Consider the following 17,828-nt stretch of genomic DNA (forward strand, 5'->3'; position numbering starts at 1 on the left):
TCTTTGAAGTTAAAAAACACCTGCACGCAGTAAATCATGTAAGTGAACAACGGCAGCGGGTCTATTTTCTTCGTCAATCACCACCAGGGAAGTAATGCTGTGTTTTTGCATAATGGCCAAGGCTTCTGCGGCGAGTAATCCTTTTTTAATAGTTTTGCAGTTTCTGCTCATCACACTGCTAATGGGGGTGATATTAATATCCACATTTTGATTAAGTGTTCTTCTTACGTCACCATCGGTGTATACGCCAGCGAGATAGCCATGCGCATCAATGACACAAGTCATGCCTAATTTTTTCGCGGTGACCTCAATCAACGCTTCTCTAATTGTCGCGTCTTCCTTTATTAAAGGCAACTCATCACCATGATGGCATAGCTCATCAATACGAAGCAAAAGACGCCTGCCAAGAGCGCCTCCTGGATGAGATAAGGCGAAATCTTCAGCGCTAAAGCCTCTTGCTTGCAGTAAGGCTATCGCCAGTGCATCCCCCATAACCAATGATACCGTGGTGCTGGTGGTTGGTGCTAGGCCTAATGGGCATGCTTCCTGTCGAATAGAGATATCGAGATTGACATTCGCTGCCCTAGCTAAAGTTGATTCGCTATTGCCTGTGAGAGTAATTAAGGGAACTTCAAGCCGTTTTAAAAGAGGCAACAAGGTCACAATTTCATTGGTAAATCCTGAATTGGAAATAGCAAGTACTGTATCTTGTCGGGTGATCATGCCTAAATCACCATGACTTGCCTCACCAGGATGCATAAAAAAGGCGGGAGTTCCTGTGCTTGAAAAAGTAGCAGCAATTTTATGCCCAATATGACCTGACTTGCCCATCCCTGTTACTACGACACGACCTTTGCAGTCGAGTAAAAGCTTACAAGCCTTTTCAAAATTTTCATCAATACGCTGCGTTAGCTCGAATACTGCTTGTGCTTCTGTTTCAATGACCGCAAGGCCTAATTTGCAAAAATTCATATGCGCTCTACCTGTCAGCCTTAGTCTTTCTTATTTAAGCAGGTTTCAAATTCTAGCATAGTAAATTTTTTCTTTGTAGGACAAAAATAGAATTCGCATGAAAGCAGTGAATTTCAGGAGATCCTTCACTACGTTCGGGACGACATACCACTCACTGTCATCCCGAGCAACGCGAAGGACCTCCCAACTCTTGGCAATAATTCCACCAAGGAGATCCCTCACTACGTTCGGGACGACAACACAACTGTCATCCTGAGCAACGTGAAGGACTTCCCAACTCTTGGCACTAACCCCACCAAGGAGATCCCTCACTACGTTCGGGACGACAACACAACTGTCATCCTGAGCAACGCGAAGGGCCTCCCAACTCTTGGCACTAACCTCCCAAGGAGATCCCTCTCTTCACTCAGGACGACAACACCACTGTCATCCTGAGCAACGCGAAGGACCTCCCAACTCTTGGCACTAACCCCCCAAGGAGATCCTTTCGCGTTGCTCAGGACGATAACACCCTGTCATCCTGAATAGAGTGAGGGATCTCCTGATGCTTAGTAGAATCACATCAAGAAACCGTGCGAGTTGGGTTCAAGATTAGGGACTAAATTTTTGTAGGCGAAAATTTATATTCAGGTATAATCAATTATTAAATCGAGCGTCGGAACAAACTAAATGCGGGCAAATTTGGTGCAGATCACCAACCTTAGCTTCTCAAGAAGCGGGCGCCATATTTTTGACGGTATTAATATGGTGATGAAGCGAGGAAAGATTACAGCCATTATGGGGCCAAGTGGAAGTGGTAAAACCACACTTTTGCGCTTAATTGGCGCTCAGCTAGAACCAGAAGTGGGTGAAATTTTAGTAAATGGAGTTAATATTCATCAACTATCGCGAAAAAACTTATATTTAGCCAGACGTAAAATGGGCTTACTGTTCCAAAGTTCTGCTCTGTTCACTCATTTATCGGTTTTTGATAATGTCGCTTTTCCCTTACGAGAGCATACTCAATTAAATGAAGCGATGCTGCGCGATATTGTCTTAATGAAGCTGGAAGCTGTGGGATTAAGGGGGGCCGCTCAGTTGATGCCTTATGAGCTTTCGGGGGGGATGGCAAGACGGGTTGCTCTGGCAAGAACCATTGCTCTTGACCCTGAGCTGATGATGTATGACGAGCCTTTTACAGGCCAAGATCCCATCTCTATGGGTGTTTTAGTTCGGCTCATTAAGCGTTTAAATCAATTATTAGAAACAACAACTATTATCGTTTCACATGACGTTGAGGAAACCTGTTCCATTGCAGATTACATCTATTTGATTGGAGGCGGTCGTTTAATCGGGGAAGGAACGCCAGCGGAGCTAAAAGAATCTACCGACCCGCAAGTAAAACAATTTATGCATGGTGAAGCGGATGGCGCTGTGCCTTTCCATTATCCGGCGCGCCCTTATACAGAGGAGTTGCTAAATGCTTGAGACGCTTGCGCGCTTGGGACAACGTGGCTTGAGTTCTTTGCAAGTAATGGGGAGCTCTGGTGTTTTCCTATTAAGTATTTTTTCGCGGAATCCGGATTTACCTCGTCTCTGGCCAGCCTTGCGTAGTCAATTGCATTTTATTGGTGTGCTGTCTTGTTTAATTATTGTCGTCTCAGCCATGTTTATTGGCATGGTTATTGGATTGCAAGGATATAACACCTTACAAAAATTCGGGGCAACCAGCCAATTAGGGCAACTTTTAGCCTTAAGTGTGGCTAGAGAATTGGGACCAGTAATCAGTGCATTACTCTTCGCAGGGCGCGCTGGTTCTGCATTGACTGCGGAAATTGGTTTAATGAAAGCCACGGAGCAATTGGCAAGCATGGATATGATGGGTGTAGATCCTCTCGGACGCGTCATCTATCCACGATTTCTGGCAGGTCTTATTGCTTTGCCGGTGCTGGCGTTAATTTTCTCAGCAGTTGCCGTGTATGGGGGGTATTTTGTAGGAGTGCAGTGGTTAGGGGTTGATGCAGGTAGTTTTTGGTCAAACATGCAGGCTGCTGTCAACTTTCGAGTAGATGTATTAAGTGGCATCATTAAAAGTATCGTGTTTGCATTCGTAGTAGTATGGATAGCTGTGTTTCAAGGGTTTAATTGTATTGCTACAGCTGAAGGTATCAGTCAAGCGACAACGCGAACAGTAGTTTATTCATCGCTGGCAGTCCTTGGACTCGATTTTCTTTTGACAGCAGTGATGATTGGAGGTTGGTAGATGAATCATAGGCAGCGAAGTATTGATATAAGCGTAGGGCTATTTATGTTGCTAGGCTTGCTTGCCTTACTCGTTATGGTGATGAAAGTGAGTGGTGTTTCTAATTTAGTTTCGCCCAAAGGCTATCATGTATCTGCCGAATTCACGGATATTGGTGGTCTTAAGGTAAGAGCCCCTGTCACTGTTGCTGGCGTCAAAATTGGAGAGGTGACACGCATCGAATTACAACCTGGGGAATTAAATGCTAAAGTGACCATGTTATTGCGTAACGATAAACCTATTCCTTATGAAGATGCTTCAGCACGTATCCTTACTGAAGGTTTGATTGGTTCAAACTATATCAGCATTGTGCCCGGATTTGAGGATGAAAACAGCAAGGATCATCCTTACTTGCGGGAAGGAGATATGATTCCTAAAACACAAGAAGCAATCATTCTTGAGAATTTGATTGGCCAGCTTTTATTTAATATTAAAAAATAGGTGAACTATGAAGGGAATAAAAACAATTGTGTTATTCGTTGCATTATCCTTGACTTCGTGGGTATGGGCAGCCTCATCTCCAATTCCGATGCTCGAAAATACTGCCAATCAAATTATCTCTACGTTGAAGCAGAATAAATCCAATTTAAAAAATAATCAGCATGTTATTTACCAAGCGGTCGAACGGCATCTATTGCCTAATGTGGATGTAAGTGGTATGTCACGCTCGGTACTAGGTCGTAAAGCGTGGATGCAAGCTTCTGCAGCTGACAAACAACAATTTTCAAAAGCGTTTACTCAATTAGTCATTCGGACTTACGCAACCCCCTTAGCTGAATACACTGACGAAACAATTCAATTCCTGCCCATTAGAGGCTCTCTGGAAAGTCGATTTATTCGTGTAAACAGTATTATTGTTCGCTCCAATGGTAAGAATATTCCTCTGAGCTACAGCCTCATTTTCAACAATGGCAAATGGAAGATTTATGATTTGAGTGTTGAAGGGGTTAGCCTTCTACAAAGCTTCCGATCGCAGTTTGCTGAAGCCTTACAAAATTCAAGCATGCAAGACTTAATCCGCCAAATGCAACAACAAAGCAAAAAGGCGGCGTAACGTGCAAGCACAATCCTTCAAACCCTCTCCTGAAATGACTTTTGCGACAGTCCAATCGGACTGTCAGCGTTTGCTTAAGTTTTGTCATGAAAATAAAGAAGCTGTGTTGCATCTCGATTTAAGTGAGGTTCTTCATTGCGATAGTGCTGGTCTTGCTTTGTTAATTGAAGCAAGACGACTCTGCAAAGAGCAAAATAAGGTTTGCAAAATTGACGGAATGCCTAAAGCGATTCAAGCTTTAGCAGAATTTTGTGGTGTGGATGGAATGTTAGAAGTTCCATTATGCAAATAAGCTAGGGCAGTAATATGATTAATAATGAAGAGATAGAACGTTGTCTTGTTGAAACGGGAGAAGTCGATTTCGTTAAAGTTGCTGGGGATGGCTATCATTATCAGCTAACGGTGGTTTCCAATGCGTTTCAAGGAAAATCAAAGGTCGCAAGACAACAATGGGTATATGCAAAATTAAGGGATTATATTACAAGCGGAAGCCTGCATGCGGTGAGCATGCAAACTTTGACAAAAGAAGAGTGGGAGAAAAATCATGGATAAGTTAATTATAAGTGGCGGCAAGATGCTGAGCGGAGAGGTGACTATTTCGGGCGCAAAAAATTCGGCATTACCCATTATGGCGGCAACAATTCTTGCTGCAGATAACGTAACTATCGCTAATGTCCCACATCTTCGCGACGTCACGACGATGATGGAGCTGCTTGGACAATTGGGTGCACAATTGACTGTCGATGAAAAAATGAACGTGCAAGTAGATGCCTCCCATATTAATGAATACGTAGCTCCTTATGAATTAGTAAAAACCATGCGAGCTTCTATTTTGGTGCTTGGCCCTTTACTCACTCGATTTGGCCAAGCGGACGTTTCTTTACCCGGTGGTTGCGCAATAGGAACGCGTCCTGTTGATTTGCATCTTAAAGCTTTAAAAAACATGGGTGCTGAAATTACTGTAAAGAATGGCTACATCAAAGCGCGTTGCAAAAAAGGACGTTTGCAGGGTAAACCGTTGGTTTTTGATACCGTAACAGTCACTGGAACTGAAAATATATTAATGGCTGCGGTTCTCGCTGAAGGAAAAACCGTTATTAAGAATGCCGCTCGTGAGCCGGAAGTGGTTGATCTAGCCAATTTTTTAATACAAATGGGTGCAAAAATTTCTGGTGCAGGTACGCCTACTATCGAAGTGATTGGGGTTGAAACATTGTCTGGAGGAAGTTATACGGTGATGCCGGATCGTATTGAGGCCGGTACGTATCTCACAGCAGGCGCCATAACTCGAGGTAAAGTGACTGTCCGACGGGTAAAGCCTGATAATTTATTATCCATGTTGTGTAAATTTGAGGAAGCGGGAGCTGAATTAGCGATAGGGGAAGATTGGGTTACTTTAAATATGCATGGAATGCGTCCACAAGCAGTCAATATTTCAACTGCACCTTATCCCGCTTTTCCCACGGACATGCAAGCACAGTTCATGGCATTAAATGCAATTGCTGATGGTTCTTCTTCTGTTATTGAAAATATCTTTGAAAACCGTTTCATGCACGTTCAGGAATTACAGCGTATGGGAGCCCAGATCCATTTAAATGGCAATACGGCCATGGTCACTGGTGTTGAGAAATTAACTGGCGCTCCAGTCATGGCAACTGATTTACGTGCTTCAGCAAGTTTAATTTTAGCCGGTCTTGCTGCTGAAGGAGAAACAGTTGTGGAGCGTGTGTATCATGTGGATCGTGGTTATGAACGGATTGAAGAGAAGCTCTCCATGTTAGGAGCTGACATTAAAAGGGCTTCAGCACGGTGATCGCACGCGATGAGTTAGCCTCTTATTTACATGAGTTATTGGCCTGTGCCACCATGGATGATTATGCCCCCAATGGTATACAAATCGAAGGTACAGGCCAAATTCATCGCCTTTGCACAGCCGTAACCGCTTCGTTGGAGGCCATCGAAAAAGCTGTCTCTTTGCAGGCTGATGCCTTATTGGTCCATCATGGGTATTTTTGGCGAGGAGAGACGCCTGTTATAAGAGGGACGAAACGCGATCGCATTGCCAAACTAATCAACCATAATTTAACACTATTTGCATATCATCTACCCCTTGATTGTCACGCGCAATTTGGTAATAACGCTTGTCTCGCTGCATTATTAAATATTGAATCGATTAAAAAGCATCCAGTTGGTAAAACACCGAATTTGTTGTGGTCAGGAACATTGGCAAATCCGTTCACTACGGAAGAGTTTCAAAAGTGCATTCAGGAGAAATTGCAAAGGAAACCGCTTTATATTTCAGGAAGTAAAAAAGCAATCCAGCGCGTGGCATGGTGTAGCGGTGCCGCTCAAGATTATATTGAAGAGGCTTACGCCCTTGGTGTTGATGCTTATCTAAGCGGGGAAGTTTCTGAGCGAACTTATTACCAAGCAAAAGAACTAGGTATTCATTATTTTGCCTGTGGCCACCATGCGACCGAACGCTATGGTGTTCAAGCTTTAGGTAATCATCTCGCTGAGAAATATGGGCTTGAGCATTTTTTTATTGACAGTTCCAATCCAATTTAATGACGGCACTTCATTTTCATTGTTAAATATTGTTCTAATTCTCTATGTTATGGGGTTAATGATTAAATGCACTCAACTGGATAATGTTTTACCCATACAGAATTTCCAAATATAAAAATTAATTGGCTGTTTCTAATGACTATCCTGCAATCTCCGTATTTTTAAAAATGCCCAAAGTTCGACGTCTCAACGAGGAGTCTTATAGAAATTCTAAAAGTTAATTAACCTATTGAAAAACTGATGATATAGTTAGAAATTCAGAAGTTGCTGCCTAGGCTTGAGTATGACCTCAATAAAACAATTTTTTTTATTACTTAGATTATCTCATTGGTCTAAGGCTGCTTTTGTACTCCTCGGGGTTTTGTATTCTCGCTCTCTCGCGTTTTTACCCGATGCCCTATTGGCTGCTTTTTCATTTTGCCTAATTGCCAGTGCCGTTTACATTTATAACGATATTCAGGATAGAGAGGAAGATAGGTTACACCCGCATAAACGTAAAAGACCGCTTGCTTCGGAAGAGGTTTCACTGGATTTCGCGCTCATCATGTTAGCTGTTTTGCTGCTGGGCGGTGTGATCCTGGCTTTGTTTATTTCAACCAATCTTGCGGCTCTTTTAGGGCTTTATTTGCTTATTAACCTAGCTTATAACCATTTTCTCAAAAATTTGCCTGTGGTTGATGTGTTATGCATCGCGAGTGGTTTTATGCTTCGTGTTTTAGCGGGGACCATTGGTATAGGATTACCGATTTCTTGGTGGTTAACCCTTACAGCGACCTTAATAAGCCTCTTCATTGCCCTTTGTAAACGTCGATTGGAAAAGCAATTAGGCCTAAAATATATAACAAGACCCGTGCTTAAAAAGTATTCTTTTCGTGGGTTGGATGCCATGATTATTACGGCCGCAGTCAGTTGTTTCATTGTTTATCTTCTTTACACCATTTACGCTCATGAAGAGTCTTATTACTTTCTTCTAACCTTGCCCTTTGCTGCGATAGGCCTGTGGCGTTTTGTTTGGTTAACCATGAGGGGGAGCGATAATGACGATCCAGTGTCCTTATTTGTTAGCGATAATTTGTCCCGTTTTAATTTTTTATGCTTTTTAATTTTAACTTTTATCGCCTTGTTTAAATGAATAAGACAAAAGGATTACTGGTTGGACTGCTTTTTTTAATCTTCTGTTATCTGCTGATTCTGCAAGTGATTGCAATATGGCCTTTTACTATTGACGACATGTATATTAGCCTGCGTTATGCAAAAAATTGGGTAGCAGGCAATGGATTGCTATGGAATGTCGGTGAAGAGCCTGTAGAAGGCTATTCAAATTTTAGTTTTGTTGTCTTAGCGGCTCTTGCCATTCGCTTATGGCTTGATCCAATTATTGTTCTTAAAGCGATGGGGGTAGTGGGCCTTTTTCTGAGTACCATTGCCCTTTATTGTCTTTCGCGCCTGTGGTTTACCTCTTGGTTTGCGCTGATTCCCTCTTTGTGGCTGCTTCTTTATCGAGGAGAAATCATTTGGGCCGTAAGTGGCTTAGAGACCACGGTTTATCAATCGCTCATTTGTTTTTCATTGTTATTTTTATTAAAAGGGATGGGGTATCGCTTTTATCCTCAACCAAGAAGTAATCCCCGTGTGCTCTTTTTTGTGATAGCTGGATTTTTACTTGCTCTTGCAGGATTAACACGCCCTGAAGCGCCAGCGCTGATGCTACTTTTTTTGGGTTTAGCGTTCTACGATAGGCCGCAAGACAAGCAAACAGAATATTACAAAGCACTATTAGGAGGGTGTGTAACCTGTATGGTCATTTTCGTCCCTTATTTTATGTGGCGATGGATTTATTACGGTCAACTATTTCCTAATCCTGTTTACTGCAAAAGTTTCATGAATTTCTTTGCTGTCATGGATAGACAATACCTGTACTTAGCCTTGCCTTTTCTTATTCTGTCTTTACCTGTCTTGTTTAAAGGGAAAGACAAGCGTCATTATTTTTTTTGGTTACCGAGTTTGCTTTATTTGATTTTATTAATAGACGCTGATCCCGTTGCTGCTTTTGAAAATCGCTTGTTTCTTCCTGCTTTTGCTTTGCTTTTGCCGGTTGCATTTTTAGGGATAAGCCATATTTCGGGTTATTTTTTTCCTAAGAAAGACAGTGTTTATCAAATAAGCCTTTTAATGAGTGCAGTCTGGATTGCTTTTCTTTTTATTCCTTTTTTAAATTTAGCCAATTATCGACATTTTACTTTCAATCCCCAAGCGGGAATACAGCTTCGCGAGCAAGTTCTGAATTGGTTAAAGTATAATGTTGCACCTCATAGCCAGGTGGTATTAGGTGATAGCGGGCAAATCCCTTATTTTAGTTCCCTGCGTTTTATTGATTCTTATTGCTTAAATAACAAATCCATGACGAGGCCACCAATGAATAATACCTATGAGCGATTATGCAATGAGGTTTTTGTGACAAAACCACAAGTACTTATACTCACCTCACTGGTAGAGAAAAATGGAAAAGCCATTTATACTCCAGCAGATTTGTGTTTACATAACCAATTAAAACAAACCCATATTTACCAGTTTCGTGCGGTTTTTAGGGCAAATTCACAACCGCACCTTTATCGTTATGAAATTTATACCCTATTAAATTAAAGCTGTAGTAGTATATACCCGTGATGCATTCAAAATGCTATGTTTTGGGCAACTTGATTTTTTTGGCTGGGATTATTTTAAAAACGAGTAATAGCAAGCCCTATTGCGAGGTTTTAAAATAATCCCAGGCGGAAAAAGCAATAGACCAAAAATAGCGTTTTGAAGGATCACGGGTATATATACCCAAGATACTCTGGTTGGTTAAATGGCCCTACTTGCAAAGAGACTGATGGATCTTATGTTCATTCAACAGGCCTAATGAGATGCCTGGATAAGAGGTTCGAATATAAATTATGCAGAATGCTCCTTTTTCTTTTAATTTCAACAAAAAATTTGCAGTTATTGCGTTCGATATTGTAGCAATTCCTCTTGCCTGGTATTGCGCTTATTGGTTACGTTTTAATATGCAACCATTCCCAAGCGGTATCGCAACAGCCTATTCTTTATCCGCGTTAGGAATCTTAGCGACATTACAGATTGTCTGTTATTGCTACTTCAAAGTTCATCGAGGCCTCTGGCGTTTCTCCTCCTTAAACGATGTGGCAAGAATAATTAAAGCGACACTTTGCGCTACAGTGCTAACCATTCCAGCACTCTATTTAACCACTATCCTTCATCACATTCCACGCTCAGTCCCTCCTTTATATGCAATGATATTAATTGTTTTGCTGTGTAGTGCTCGATTGTTACGGCGTTCTCTCTGGGAATACCAGGACAAGAGAGGGGAGTCAAGCGTTATAAAAAGAGTTCTCATCATTGGTGCTGGTCGAGCGGGTGAAAGTTTAGCCCGTGATTTGAAGCGCACCCAATCTTATCTCCCTGTAGGGTTAGTGGATGATAATATTAATAAAAGAGGGTTAGAAGTTCACGGCGTGAGAGTCTTAGGACAAATCAGGGATTTAAGAGAACTTGTGGTCCAATACCGTGTCGATTTGATTTTTATTGCTATTCCCTCAGCACGTTCCGCATTGATGCGCCGAATTGTTGATCATTGTGAAGCTTGCAATGTTCCCTTTAGAACTTTACCCAGCATATCCGCATTAGCTGCAGGTCGCGTTGAAGTCAATGCGCTGCGCGATGTAAATATCGAGGATTTATTAGGGCGCGATCAAGTCCAACTGCAATGGGATAAAATTGCCGCAAATATCAAAGATAAGCGAGTGGTTGTTACGGGTGGCGGGGGCTCCATAGGTTCAGAGCTTTGCCGCCAAATTATGACATTGCAACCAAGCAAATTGTTAGTGATTGATAACTCAGAGTTCAATTTATATAAAATAGAGGGTGAGTTACGCAGCAAGTTTCCCAAAATAACGCTTGAACTTCAATTGATTTCGGTCACTGACAAAGTGGCTGTCGACTTTGTCTTCCATGAATTTAAGCCACAAATTGTCTTTCATGCAGCTGCCTATAAACATGTGCCCATGCTTGAGGAACAAATCCGAGTGGCTGTACAAAATAATGTGCTAGGAACTCAGGTTATTGCTGAAGCCAGTGTGGCCGAAGGCGTGGAAAAATTCGTCCTTATTTCGACTGATAAAGCAGTTAACCCAACGAATGTGATGGGGACCACCAAGCGGGTGGCGGAAATTTATTGCCAAAACTTAAATAGTCTAACAGAAACCCAGTTTATTACCGTCCGTTTTGGTAATGTGCTCGGTTCAGCCGGTTCAGTAGTGCCGTTGTTTAAAAAACAGCTGCAAGCAGGAGGGCCTTTGACTGTAACTCATCCAGATATCCAGCGCTATTTTATGACAATACCCGAAGCTTCGCAGCTCATCTTGCAAGCAATGGTCAATGGACAAGGTGGGGAAATTTTCGTCTTGGATATGGGGGAACCAATTAAAATTCGGTACCTTGCTGAACAAATGATTCGATTAGCTGGTAAAGAACCCGGTAAGGATATCGCCATAGAATATATCGGATTAAGGCCTGGTGAAAAACTGTATGAAGAACTTTTCCATATCTCTGAAGAACTATCGCCCACCGAGCATGAAAAATTATTTAAAGCCAAATTTCGCCAGCTGGAATGGAGTGAACTTATCCAGGCGATGCATTTGCTAACCATTGCCTGTGAAGCACATAACGACAAAGAGCTGTATGTGTTATTAAAAAATTTGGTACCGGAATTTAATACCCAACCCGAAGAAATTGCTTAGAAATTGCTATAGGTAGTAACCTATTCTGTAGCAGAGAAGAAGGATTGGCTACGTATGACGATTAGTTATGATGATTTTGCTCAAGTCGATTTACGCTCTGGTACGGTAGTGAAAGTCGAATTTTTTCCCAAAGCGAAAAAGCCTGCCTACAAAGTCTGGGTTGACTTTGGTCCAGAAATCGGTGTCTTGCAGACCTCTGCTCAAGTTACCGTCCATTATACTCCCGAATCCTTAGTAGGTCGTACTGTCGTTGGCTGTGTCAATCTGGGAGAAAAAAATATCGCCGGATTCAAATCACAGTTTCTTCTTGTTGGGTTTGCTGATGAGACAGGGGCAATTTGCTTAGTGACAACGGAGTTTAAAGTGCCGAATGGTCAAAAATTACACTAATAAGTAGAGGCATTTTAGAAACGACGTTGCAGACTCCTCGAGAATCAGTGCTATCCTCTCAGTCATAAATGAAAAAAGGATTTTAAACTATGTTAGTGTTTGGTATTCGAAAAATTTCACAAGTCCAATTTTTTATTTTAACCCTTCTGCTTTATTCTCAGTCTGTGTATTCCTTTCAAACGGAAGCGCTAATTTTGACTGGCTCAAATCTTACCATTAATGACATTGTTAATGTTGCAAGGAAAGGGCAACCCATTAAAATAGACGGTAATGCAGCAATCAGGGTTGAGAAATCACATCAATTATTGCTTTTGGCAACTGAAAAAAATTTACCTATCTATGGCTTAAATCGTGGCGTTGGTTTAAACAAGGATAAAACGATATTTCATGGGAGTATCCTTTCATCTGAGGCAAAAAAATTATCTGAACAATTTAATTTAAAAAACCTTCATGCTACAAGTGCCTCTGTCGGCCATATAGCGCCAATTGATGAGGTTCGTGCGGCGATGCTTGTGAGATTGAATACTCTATTGCTGGGGCATGCGGGTGTCCAGCCAGCCGTTATTGATAGGTTTGCAGCGTTTCTGAATAAAGGGATTACCCCGCTTTTTCCTTCAGGTGGAACCATAGGGGAAGGTGATATTACGCTTCTTGCTCAAATAGGGCTTGCCATGATAGGGGAGGGAGAGGTTCTTTATCTGAATAAAAAAATGCGTGCAAGTGAGGCATTAAAATTAGCTGGTTTACAACCCTTGAATCTCTATGCAAAAGACGCGCTTGCACTATTTAGTTCAAACGCTTATGCGGCTGCGGCTGGAGCATTAACAGTTTTTGATCTAAGAAAATTACTTGATAAATATGATTTGCTGACGGCATTAAGCTTAGAAGGGTTAAATGGAAACATCGCCCCTTTTATGGAGCCAGTACAAAAACTTCGTCCTTATTCCGGACAACAAAAGTCGGCAAAAAATGTTCTTAAAAACCTGACCGGCTCCTATCTTTTTTCCCTTTCACCAACACGGGCACTTCAGGATCCATTGAGTTTTCGTACAGAAAGCCAAGTCAATGGTGCCGCACGCGATGTCTTGGATATACTCGAAAAAAATCTTTACCTGCAAATTAATTCTTCCGACGATAATCCAGCGGTTATTCTGGATATCATTCCAGATGCGAATTCATCTGCGCAAGAAAAAATTTATTATATCAGTGATAATCAATTGACTGGAGCCGTCATACCTACTGCAAATTTTGATCCCATCCCCTGGGTACTAAATTTTCAAGAATTAAACATTGCGTTAAGCCATTTATCAGCCAGTTCCACCCAAAGAACAATCAAATTGAGTACTCCCCGATTTACCCATTTATCCCGGTTCCTCTCACCTAACCAAACCACTATTGCTTTTGGGGCAATACAAAAACCGCTCATTTACTTGAATGATAGTATCCAAGAGCTTGGCAAATCGATACAAGCAGTCAATTATCCGGTCGCAGGCGAAATTGAAGATGTGGCTACAAATTCGTTATTGGCCATTGAAAAAACGAAACAAATTCTGACCAATCTTTATGCGGTTATGGGCATCGAATTAATGCATGCAAGTCAGGCAATTGACTTAAGGAAAATTAAAGACCCTCAACTAAGCTTAGGCGCCAATACGTTACAATTATTTTTAGAGTTTCGAAAGCAGGTACCTTTTTTAAACGAAGACAGGATCTTAACCCCTGATATTGAAAAAGCGTCTACCTTTATTCGTAACTATGAACCAATTATACCCTAATGTGAATGACGCAATGAGCAAAGCATATCAATTGATAAAAGGCCTCTTATTCAGTGCATTATTGCTCTGGGGCAACAATAACGCTTTTTCCGAAACGATACCCAACGCTTTATTAGGAAGCGCAATGCAGCCTATTCGTGTTGGTGTTATTAATAAGCCGCCTTTCGCAATTTACCAAGATAACGCATTAAGTGGTTTAGTGGTTGATATTTTTAAAGCAATAGCAGAAAAGCAACATTGGCACTACAACTTGATCCTCCTTGATCAAAATATTGAGGCGGCGATCAATGATGTGGTGGCCAAAAAATACGATATCCTCATCGGGCCTATGATCGTTACTAATGATCGTATTAAACGCATCAATTACGGTAGACCCTTTTTTCTAAGTGAAATCAAGCTTGGGTTTAACACGCAATCCGCTTCACTAGCTGATGCTTTTTACAACGTACTTAAGACAATACCATTGGCCATCATGATAGCGATATTGATTGGTATGTTAATCATTTCAAACGTCATTTGGTTTGTAGAACGTGCAAAAAATCCAGAGATACCTAAAACGTATTTTAAGGGATTTTTCTTTTCACTTTGGGTGTTTATAACGCATTTCTTGGGTGGTGGAATGTTTTATACGCCTAAGAGTGTGGCGGCTCGAGCCGCATTAATGCTCTGGTTTGTTATTGTCATTATGTTTACTCTGACCATTTCCTCGACTTACACCGCATACCTTACTGCGAGAATAATTAGTGCCCATGATCCAGTGCGCAATGTTCATGATCTTGCGGGGAAAAAATTGGCGTATATAAAAGGGGAAGCCTACGTTAAATTTATCCATAATGTTCTCGCTATTCCGGTGGCTAAGCCTGATCTTAAAAGTGCTTTGAAAGCAGTGGAAGATAGAGAAGTGTTTGGCGTAGTGGAAGATTCACTTATCCTTAGTAGAGCGATTAGTGAGTGGAGCATGGACGATTTAGAGGTATCGGGATTTAAATTTAGCAATAATGAGTTTGCATTTATTTATCCCATGGACAGCCCAATTAGAAATAGTATCGATCAATCCCTGGTGGAAATGCGCTTTTCAGGGGAAATGAATGAGCTTTGTAAACTTTATTTAGCAGACAAATACGTGAACTGTGAATTTTGACCCACTCAGTCACTTACTTCTCAATTACTCTAATCTAGCGTATATTTTTTTAATTACTTGCTAACCTATGACTAAATTAGGAATAGACATGAAAATCATTGTGATTGGTGCTTCTGGAACAATAGGCAGAGCAGTGGTTAATGAGTTACAAACTCGACACGACATCATCAAGGCGGGTTGTGCGTCAGGTGATGTGAAGGTTGATATCTGCAATAAGAACTCGATCGAAGCAATGTTTAAAAAAATTAATCGTGTAGATGGGGTGGTATTGACAACAGGGAAAGTGCATTTTGGCGATTTCATGGAAATGCATGAACAGCAATATACGATTGGTCTGCAAGATAAGCTCATGGGACAAGTGAACACTGTGCTTATTGGTAGAAATTACCTCAATGAAGGAGGTTCTTTCACTTTAACAAGTGGAATATTAAGCGAAGATCCGATTCGTTATGGGAGCGCGGCCTCCATGGTAAATGGGGCTCTCAATTCCTTTGTCCTTGCCGCTGCAATAGAAATGCCCAAAAAACAACGAATCAACTGTGTTAGTCCAACCGTGATCACTGAAGCGATGGATAGTTATGGGGATTACTTCAGGGGATTTGTGTCAGTAAGCGCGGCGCGAGTGGCCCTCGCATACAGCAAAAGTGTGGAGGGATTGCAGACAGGTAAAGTATATCGAGTTTTGTAGCGTATTAAACTAGTGAATTGGGCCAAACAGACCCAACCTATCTTAATCCTAGCTAACTTGATGTGCATTTCTATCGGGGAATATGTCTTTAAACCGAAGTTGATTATTCATCTCTACTGCAGCGTCTCTCCGTTTGGAAAAACCACCTAATTTATAGATTAAAATAGGCACCGCAAAACTAATAAAGCCCATAACAAATGCCATTTTATAAGTAGGATCTTTATTTAATAATAAAAATATTAGGCACAGGGACATTAAAACAATGGCGGCAATTCCTGTATGAGGGGAACCAGGTGTTTTGTAGCTTAAATCAGCGGTGGTATAGCCCGCTTGATATAAACGTTTACGGAAATTAATTTGTGCCCAACAGAGAGAAATCCAAGCAGTTGCCCCAGTGAAACCTGAGACAAGAAGCAAGGCAATATACAGCATGGATTGGCCAAAGAAATAGCCCGCTGCGAGTAAGACCCAAATAGAGATTAGCGTAACAATTCCAGCATTTTGGGGTACTGCATTACGATTAAGTTTACCCAATTTATGGGGAGCCATACCGTTACGAGCTAACGCATTCAGTGATCTTACGATACCGTACACCCCTGAATTTGAGCACGATAGGGTCGCTGTAAGGGTAACAAAACTCGTTGCAGCACCTGCCCAATGTAAGCCATAGAAATTTAATGCATCGGCAAAAACGGAGTTAGCCAAACCTGCTTTTTGCCAAGGAAAAATGAGTACCAAGCAAAATACAGGGATAATATAAATGAATAGGATTCTAAAAGTAACAGTGCGTATTGCGCGAGGAATCATCCGGGCTGGATTAATTGATTCTCCTGCAGCAAGGCCGATAATTTCGGAACCTTGATAATTGACGAGAAGCAGGACCATGGCTGTTAACAAGGCCATACTGCCATTGGGAAATAAACCTCCTTGGTCAAAGATAAATCGTCCGCCGATGATACCGGGAGGTTGAGGCCCATGAATCAATCCAAAGAAGATAAGAATCGAAAGTCCAACAAAAGCCATCAGAGCGACAATTTTAATGATGGCAAGCCAGAATTCAATTTCACCAAATGTACCGACTTTGGAAATATTGATGTAAGTAATTAAAAGGCCGAAACACACCGCCCAGACATAACCATTAACTCCTGTGAAATGCTGCATGATGATGCCACCCGCAATACATTCTGCGGGAATATAAGCAACCCAGCTTATCCAATAAGACCAACCAACACCACAGGCTACTGTTGGAGAAATAAAATCGGCGGTATAGGTTATAAAAGAGCCTGAGATGGGAATTGCAACGGCTAATTCCCCCATGCACAGCATAGTGAGATAAATGATGAGGCCACCGAGTATATAAGCAATGAAGACGGCAGGCCCCACGTCATTCACCACTGCTCCGGTTCCAAGAAAATAGCCCGAGCCAATAATTCCGCCTAAAGCGATCAATTGTACATGGCGATCTTTTAAAGCACGCCTAAAACCGCCGTCGCTAATTGGCGTACTACTATTTTTATGATTAATCACTAACTGTTTAATCCTCAAAAATAAAAAATGGATTGGCCCACAAAATTGTACAATAATTTTCTATTTTGTCCATAATTTTTTATGGCGCAGGGCAGCAAGAAAGAGATTTTTATAAGAAAAAAGGGGAGAAGGCAAGATTTATTTTATTATTATTCCATTTGGTTTTTATCGGATAAATAATAAGAGTCGTCAATGAAGCTTGTTTTAGAAAAATTCTCCAAAAAATTCAATTATTTTTATTATGTTATAATGCGAATTCTAGGGTCTGTTGACAATTCACCTGCCGCCTACGTGCCGCGGCTTGTCCGCGGCGTCCATTCGATCTAAATCATTGGCAAATTTCTTCATACAGGTCACGCCATTCAGGGTTTAGTTTCTCTATTAAATTTATTTTCCATTGTCTTGGCAATTTTTGAAACGTTTTTCACGTCGTGCTGCTTCAACGTATAATTCATGTGCTTCATAATAGACCAGCATATGTACGTTATACTGAGCAGTGAAACCAGGAATGACTTTATTTTTGTGTTCCCAAGTTCGTTTAATGATGTCTGACGTAGAACCTACGTAAAGAGTACCATTAGGCCGACTCGCAAGAATATAAACATAAGCTGAACGCATCGTACTTCCTTGAAT

At 41.4% G+C, this 17,828-nt stretch carries 17 protein-coding genes and 1 pseudogene; 15 read left to right on the forward strand and 3 right to left on the reverse strand.

All coding sequences use genetic code 11. The features are described 5' to 3' along the window. Positions 1-9: 9 nt before the first annotated feature. The gene (locus B5D33_RS11830; RefSeq protein ID WP_058451976.1) at positions 10-972 is read right to left on the reverse strand and encodes a KpsF/GutQ family sugar-phosphate isomerase; all 963 of its coding nucleotides are present in this window, start codon (positions 970-972) and stop codon (positions 10-12) included. 669 nt (positions 973-1,641) lie between these two features. On the opposite strand from B5D33_RS11830, the gene B5D33_RS11840 reads away from it, so the two are divergent. The 15 genes from B5D33_RS11840 to B5D33_RS11910 all read left to right on the forward strand — a co-directional run bounded on the left by B5D33_RS11840 (position 1,642) and on the right by B5D33_RS11910 (position 15,668). Further along, the gene (locus tag B5D33_RS11840) at positions 1,642-2,439 is read left to right on the forward strand and encodes an ATP-binding cassette domain-containing protein (RefSeq protein WP_058451403.1); all 798 of its coding nucleotides are present in this window, start codon (positions 1,642-1,644) and stop codon (positions 2,437-2,439) included. After that, on the forward strand, positions 2,432-3,214 hold the full coding sequence (gene mlaE, locus B5D33_RS11845; protein WP_058451404.1) for a lipid asymmetry maintenance ABC transporter permease subunit MlaE: 783 nt from the start codon (positions 2,432-2,434) through the stop codon (positions 3,212-3,214). Before B5D33_RS11840 ends, mlaE begins: the two co-directional genes overlap by 8 nt. After that, positions 3,215-3,694 (forward strand): outer membrane lipid asymmetry maintenance protein MlaD, encoded by a 480-nt coding sequence (mlaD, locus tag B5D33_RS11850; RefSeq protein WP_058451405.1) that lies wholly within the window; start codon positions 3,215-3,217, stop codon positions 3,692-3,694. Positions 3,695-3,701: 7 nt separating this feature from the next. Continuing rightward, positions 3,702-4,307, forward strand: coding sequence for an MlaC/ttg2D family ABC transporter substrate-binding protein (locus B5D33_RS11855; RefSeq protein WP_058451406.1), 606 nt, complete (start codon positions 3,702-3,704; stop codon positions 4,305-4,307). A 1-nt stretch (position 4,308) separates the two neighbouring features. Beyond that, positions 4,309-4,599: an STAS domain-containing protein gene (locus tag B5D33_RS11860; protein ID WP_078767437.1), complete on the forward strand. Its 291-nt coding sequence runs from the start codon at positions 4,309-4,311 to the stop codon at positions 4,597-4,599. 14 nt (positions 4,600-4,613) lie between these two features. Then, the gene (locus B5D33_RS11865; protein ID WP_058451407.1) at positions 4,614-4,859 is read left to right on the forward strand and encodes a BolA family protein; all 246 of its coding nucleotides are present in this window, start codon (positions 4,614-4,616) and stop codon (positions 4,857-4,859) included. Then, on the forward strand, positions 4,852-6,120 hold the full coding sequence (murA, locus tag B5D33_RS11870; protein WP_058451408.1) for a UDP-N-acetylglucosamine 1-carboxyvinyltransferase: 1,269 nt from the start codon (positions 4,852-4,854) through the stop codon (positions 6,118-6,120). The genes B5D33_RS11865 and murA overlap by 8 nt, the downstream gene beginning before the upstream one ends. Next, on the forward strand, positions 6,117-6,875 hold the full coding sequence (locus B5D33_RS11875) for a Nif3-like dinuclear metal center hexameric protein (RefSeq protein ID WP_078767438.1): 759 nt from the start codon (positions 6,117-6,119) through the stop codon (positions 6,873-6,875). Before murA ends, B5D33_RS11875 begins: the two co-directional genes overlap by 4 nt. Before the next feature lie 283 nt (positions 6,876-7,158). Then, the gene (locus tag B5D33_RS11880; protein ID WP_058451409.1) at positions 7,159-8,007 is read left to right on the forward strand and encodes a decaprenyl-phosphate phosphoribosyltransferase; all 849 of its coding nucleotides are present in this window, start codon (positions 7,159-7,161) and stop codon (positions 8,005-8,007) included. Beyond that, complete coding sequence (locus tag B5D33_RS11885; RefSeq protein WP_058451410.1) at positions 8,004-9,518, forward strand: hypothetical protein; 1,515 nt, start codon at positions 8,004-8,006, stop codon at positions 9,516-9,518. Before B5D33_RS11880 ends, B5D33_RS11885 begins: the two co-directional genes overlap by 4 nt. 293 nt (positions 9,519-9,811) lie before the next feature. After that, positions 9,812-11,674 (forward strand): nucleoside-diphosphate sugar epimerase/dehydratase, encoded by a 1,863-nt coding sequence (locus B5D33_RS11890; RefSeq protein ID WP_058451411.1) that lies wholly within the window; start codon positions 9,812-9,814, stop codon positions 11,672-11,674. A 54-nt stretch (positions 11,675-11,728) separates the two neighbouring features. After that, complete coding sequence (locus tag B5D33_RS11895; protein WP_058451412.1) at positions 11,729-12,064, forward strand: tRNA-binding protein; 336 nt, start codon at positions 11,729-11,731, stop codon at positions 12,062-12,064. 89 nt (positions 12,065-12,153) lie between these two features. Further along, on the forward strand, positions 12,154-13,839 hold the full coding sequence (locus tag B5D33_RS11900) for an HAL/PAL/TAL family ammonia-lyase (RefSeq protein ID WP_058451413.1): 1,686 nt from the start codon (positions 12,154-12,156) through the stop codon (positions 13,837-13,839). 13 nt (positions 13,840-13,852) lie between these two features. Further along, positions 13,853-14,980 carry a transporter substrate-binding domain-containing protein gene (locus B5D33_RS11905; RefSeq protein ID WP_160158652.1) on the forward strand — a complete coding sequence of 376 codons (1,128 nt, stop codon included), beginning with the start codon at positions 13,853-13,855 and terminating at the stop codon, positions 14,978-14,980. A gap of 88 nt (positions 14,981-15,068) precedes the next feature. Next, on the forward strand, positions 15,069-15,668 hold the full coding sequence (locus B5D33_RS11910; protein WP_058451415.1) for a short chain dehydrogenase: 600 nt from the start codon (positions 15,069-15,071) through the stop codon (positions 15,666-15,668). 48 nt (positions 15,669-15,716) lie between these two features. On the opposite strand, the gene B5D33_RS11915 is transcribed toward B5D33_RS11910, so the two are convergent. Together B5D33_RS11915 and B5D33_RS11920 are read right to left on the reverse strand one after the other, a co-directional pair. Further along, positions 15,717-17,195 carry an amino acid permease gene (locus tag B5D33_RS11915; RefSeq protein ID WP_234802505.1) on the reverse strand — a complete coding sequence of 493 codons (1,479 nt, stop codon included), beginning with the start codon at positions 17,193-17,195 and terminating at the stop codon, positions 15,717-15,719. A gap of 328 nt (positions 17,196-17,523) precedes the next feature. Further along, positions 17,524-17,813: pseudogene (locus B5D33_RS11920) on the reverse strand (GIY-YIG nuclease family protein). Between the last annotated feature and the right edge of the window lie 15 nt (positions 17,814-17,828).

The organism is Legionella maceachernii (assembly GCF_900167045.1).
GTDB classification, from domain to species: Bacteria; Pseudomonadota; Gammaproteobacteria; order Legionellales; family Legionellaceae; genus Tatlockia; species Tatlockia maceachernii.

Excerpts from the sequence above, each read along its gene's own strand:
- mlaE (WP_058451404.1), top strand. The coding sequence starts at position 2,432 with ATGCTTGAGACGCTTGCGCGCTTGGGACAACGTGGCTTGAGTTCTTTG.
- B5D33_RS11910 (WP_058451415.1), top strand. The coding sequence starts at position 15,069 with ATGAAAATCATTGTGATTGGTGCTTCTGGAACAATAGGCAGAGCAGTG.
- B5D33_RS11880 (WP_058451409.1), top strand. The coding sequence starts at position 7,159 with ATGACCTCAATAAAACAATTTTTTTTATTACTTAGATTATCTCATTGG.
- B5D33_RS11855 (WP_058451406.1), top strand. The coding sequence starts at position 3,702 with ATGAAGGGAATAAAAACAATTGTGTTATTCGTTGCATTATCCTTGACT.
- B5D33_RS11895 (WP_058451412.1), top strand. The coding sequence starts at position 11,729 with ATGACGATTAGTTATGATGATTTTGCTCAAGTCGATTTACGCTCTGGT.
- B5D33_RS11890 (WP_058451411.1), top strand. The coding sequence starts at position 9,812 with ATGCAGAATGCTCCTTTTTCTTTTAATTTCAACAAAAAATTTGCAGTT.
- murA (WP_058451408.1), top strand. The coding sequence starts at position 4,852 with ATGGATAAGTTAATTATAAGTGGCGGCAAGATGCTGAGCGGAGAGGTG.
- B5D33_RS11905 (WP_160158652.1), top strand. The coding sequence starts at position 13,853 with ATGAGCAAAGCATATCAATTGATAAAAGGCCTCTTATTCAGTGCATTA.
- B5D33_RS11840 (WP_058451403.1), top strand. The coding sequence starts at position 1,642 with ATGCGGGCAAATTTGGTGCAGATCACCAACCTTAGCTTCTCAAGAAGC.
- B5D33_RS11900 (WP_058451413.1), top strand. The coding sequence starts at position 12,154 with ATGTTAGTGTTTGGTATTCGAAAAATTTCACAAGTCCAATTTTTTATT.
- B5D33_RS11885 (WP_058451410.1), top strand. The coding sequence starts at position 8,004 with ATGAATAAGACAAAAGGATTACTGGTTGGACTGCTTTTTTTAATCTTC.
- B5D33_RS11865 (WP_058451407.1), top strand. The coding sequence starts at position 4,614 with ATGATTAATAATGAAGAGATAGAACGTTGTCTTGTTGAAACGGGAGAA.
- B5D33_RS11830 (WP_058451976.1), bottom strand. The coding sequence starts at position 972 with ATGAATTTTTGCAAATTAGGCCTTGCGGTCATTGAAACAGAAGCACAA.
- mlaD (WP_058451405.1), top strand. The coding sequence starts at position 3,215 with ATGAATCATAGGCAGCGAAGTATTGATATAAGCGTAGGGCTATTTATG.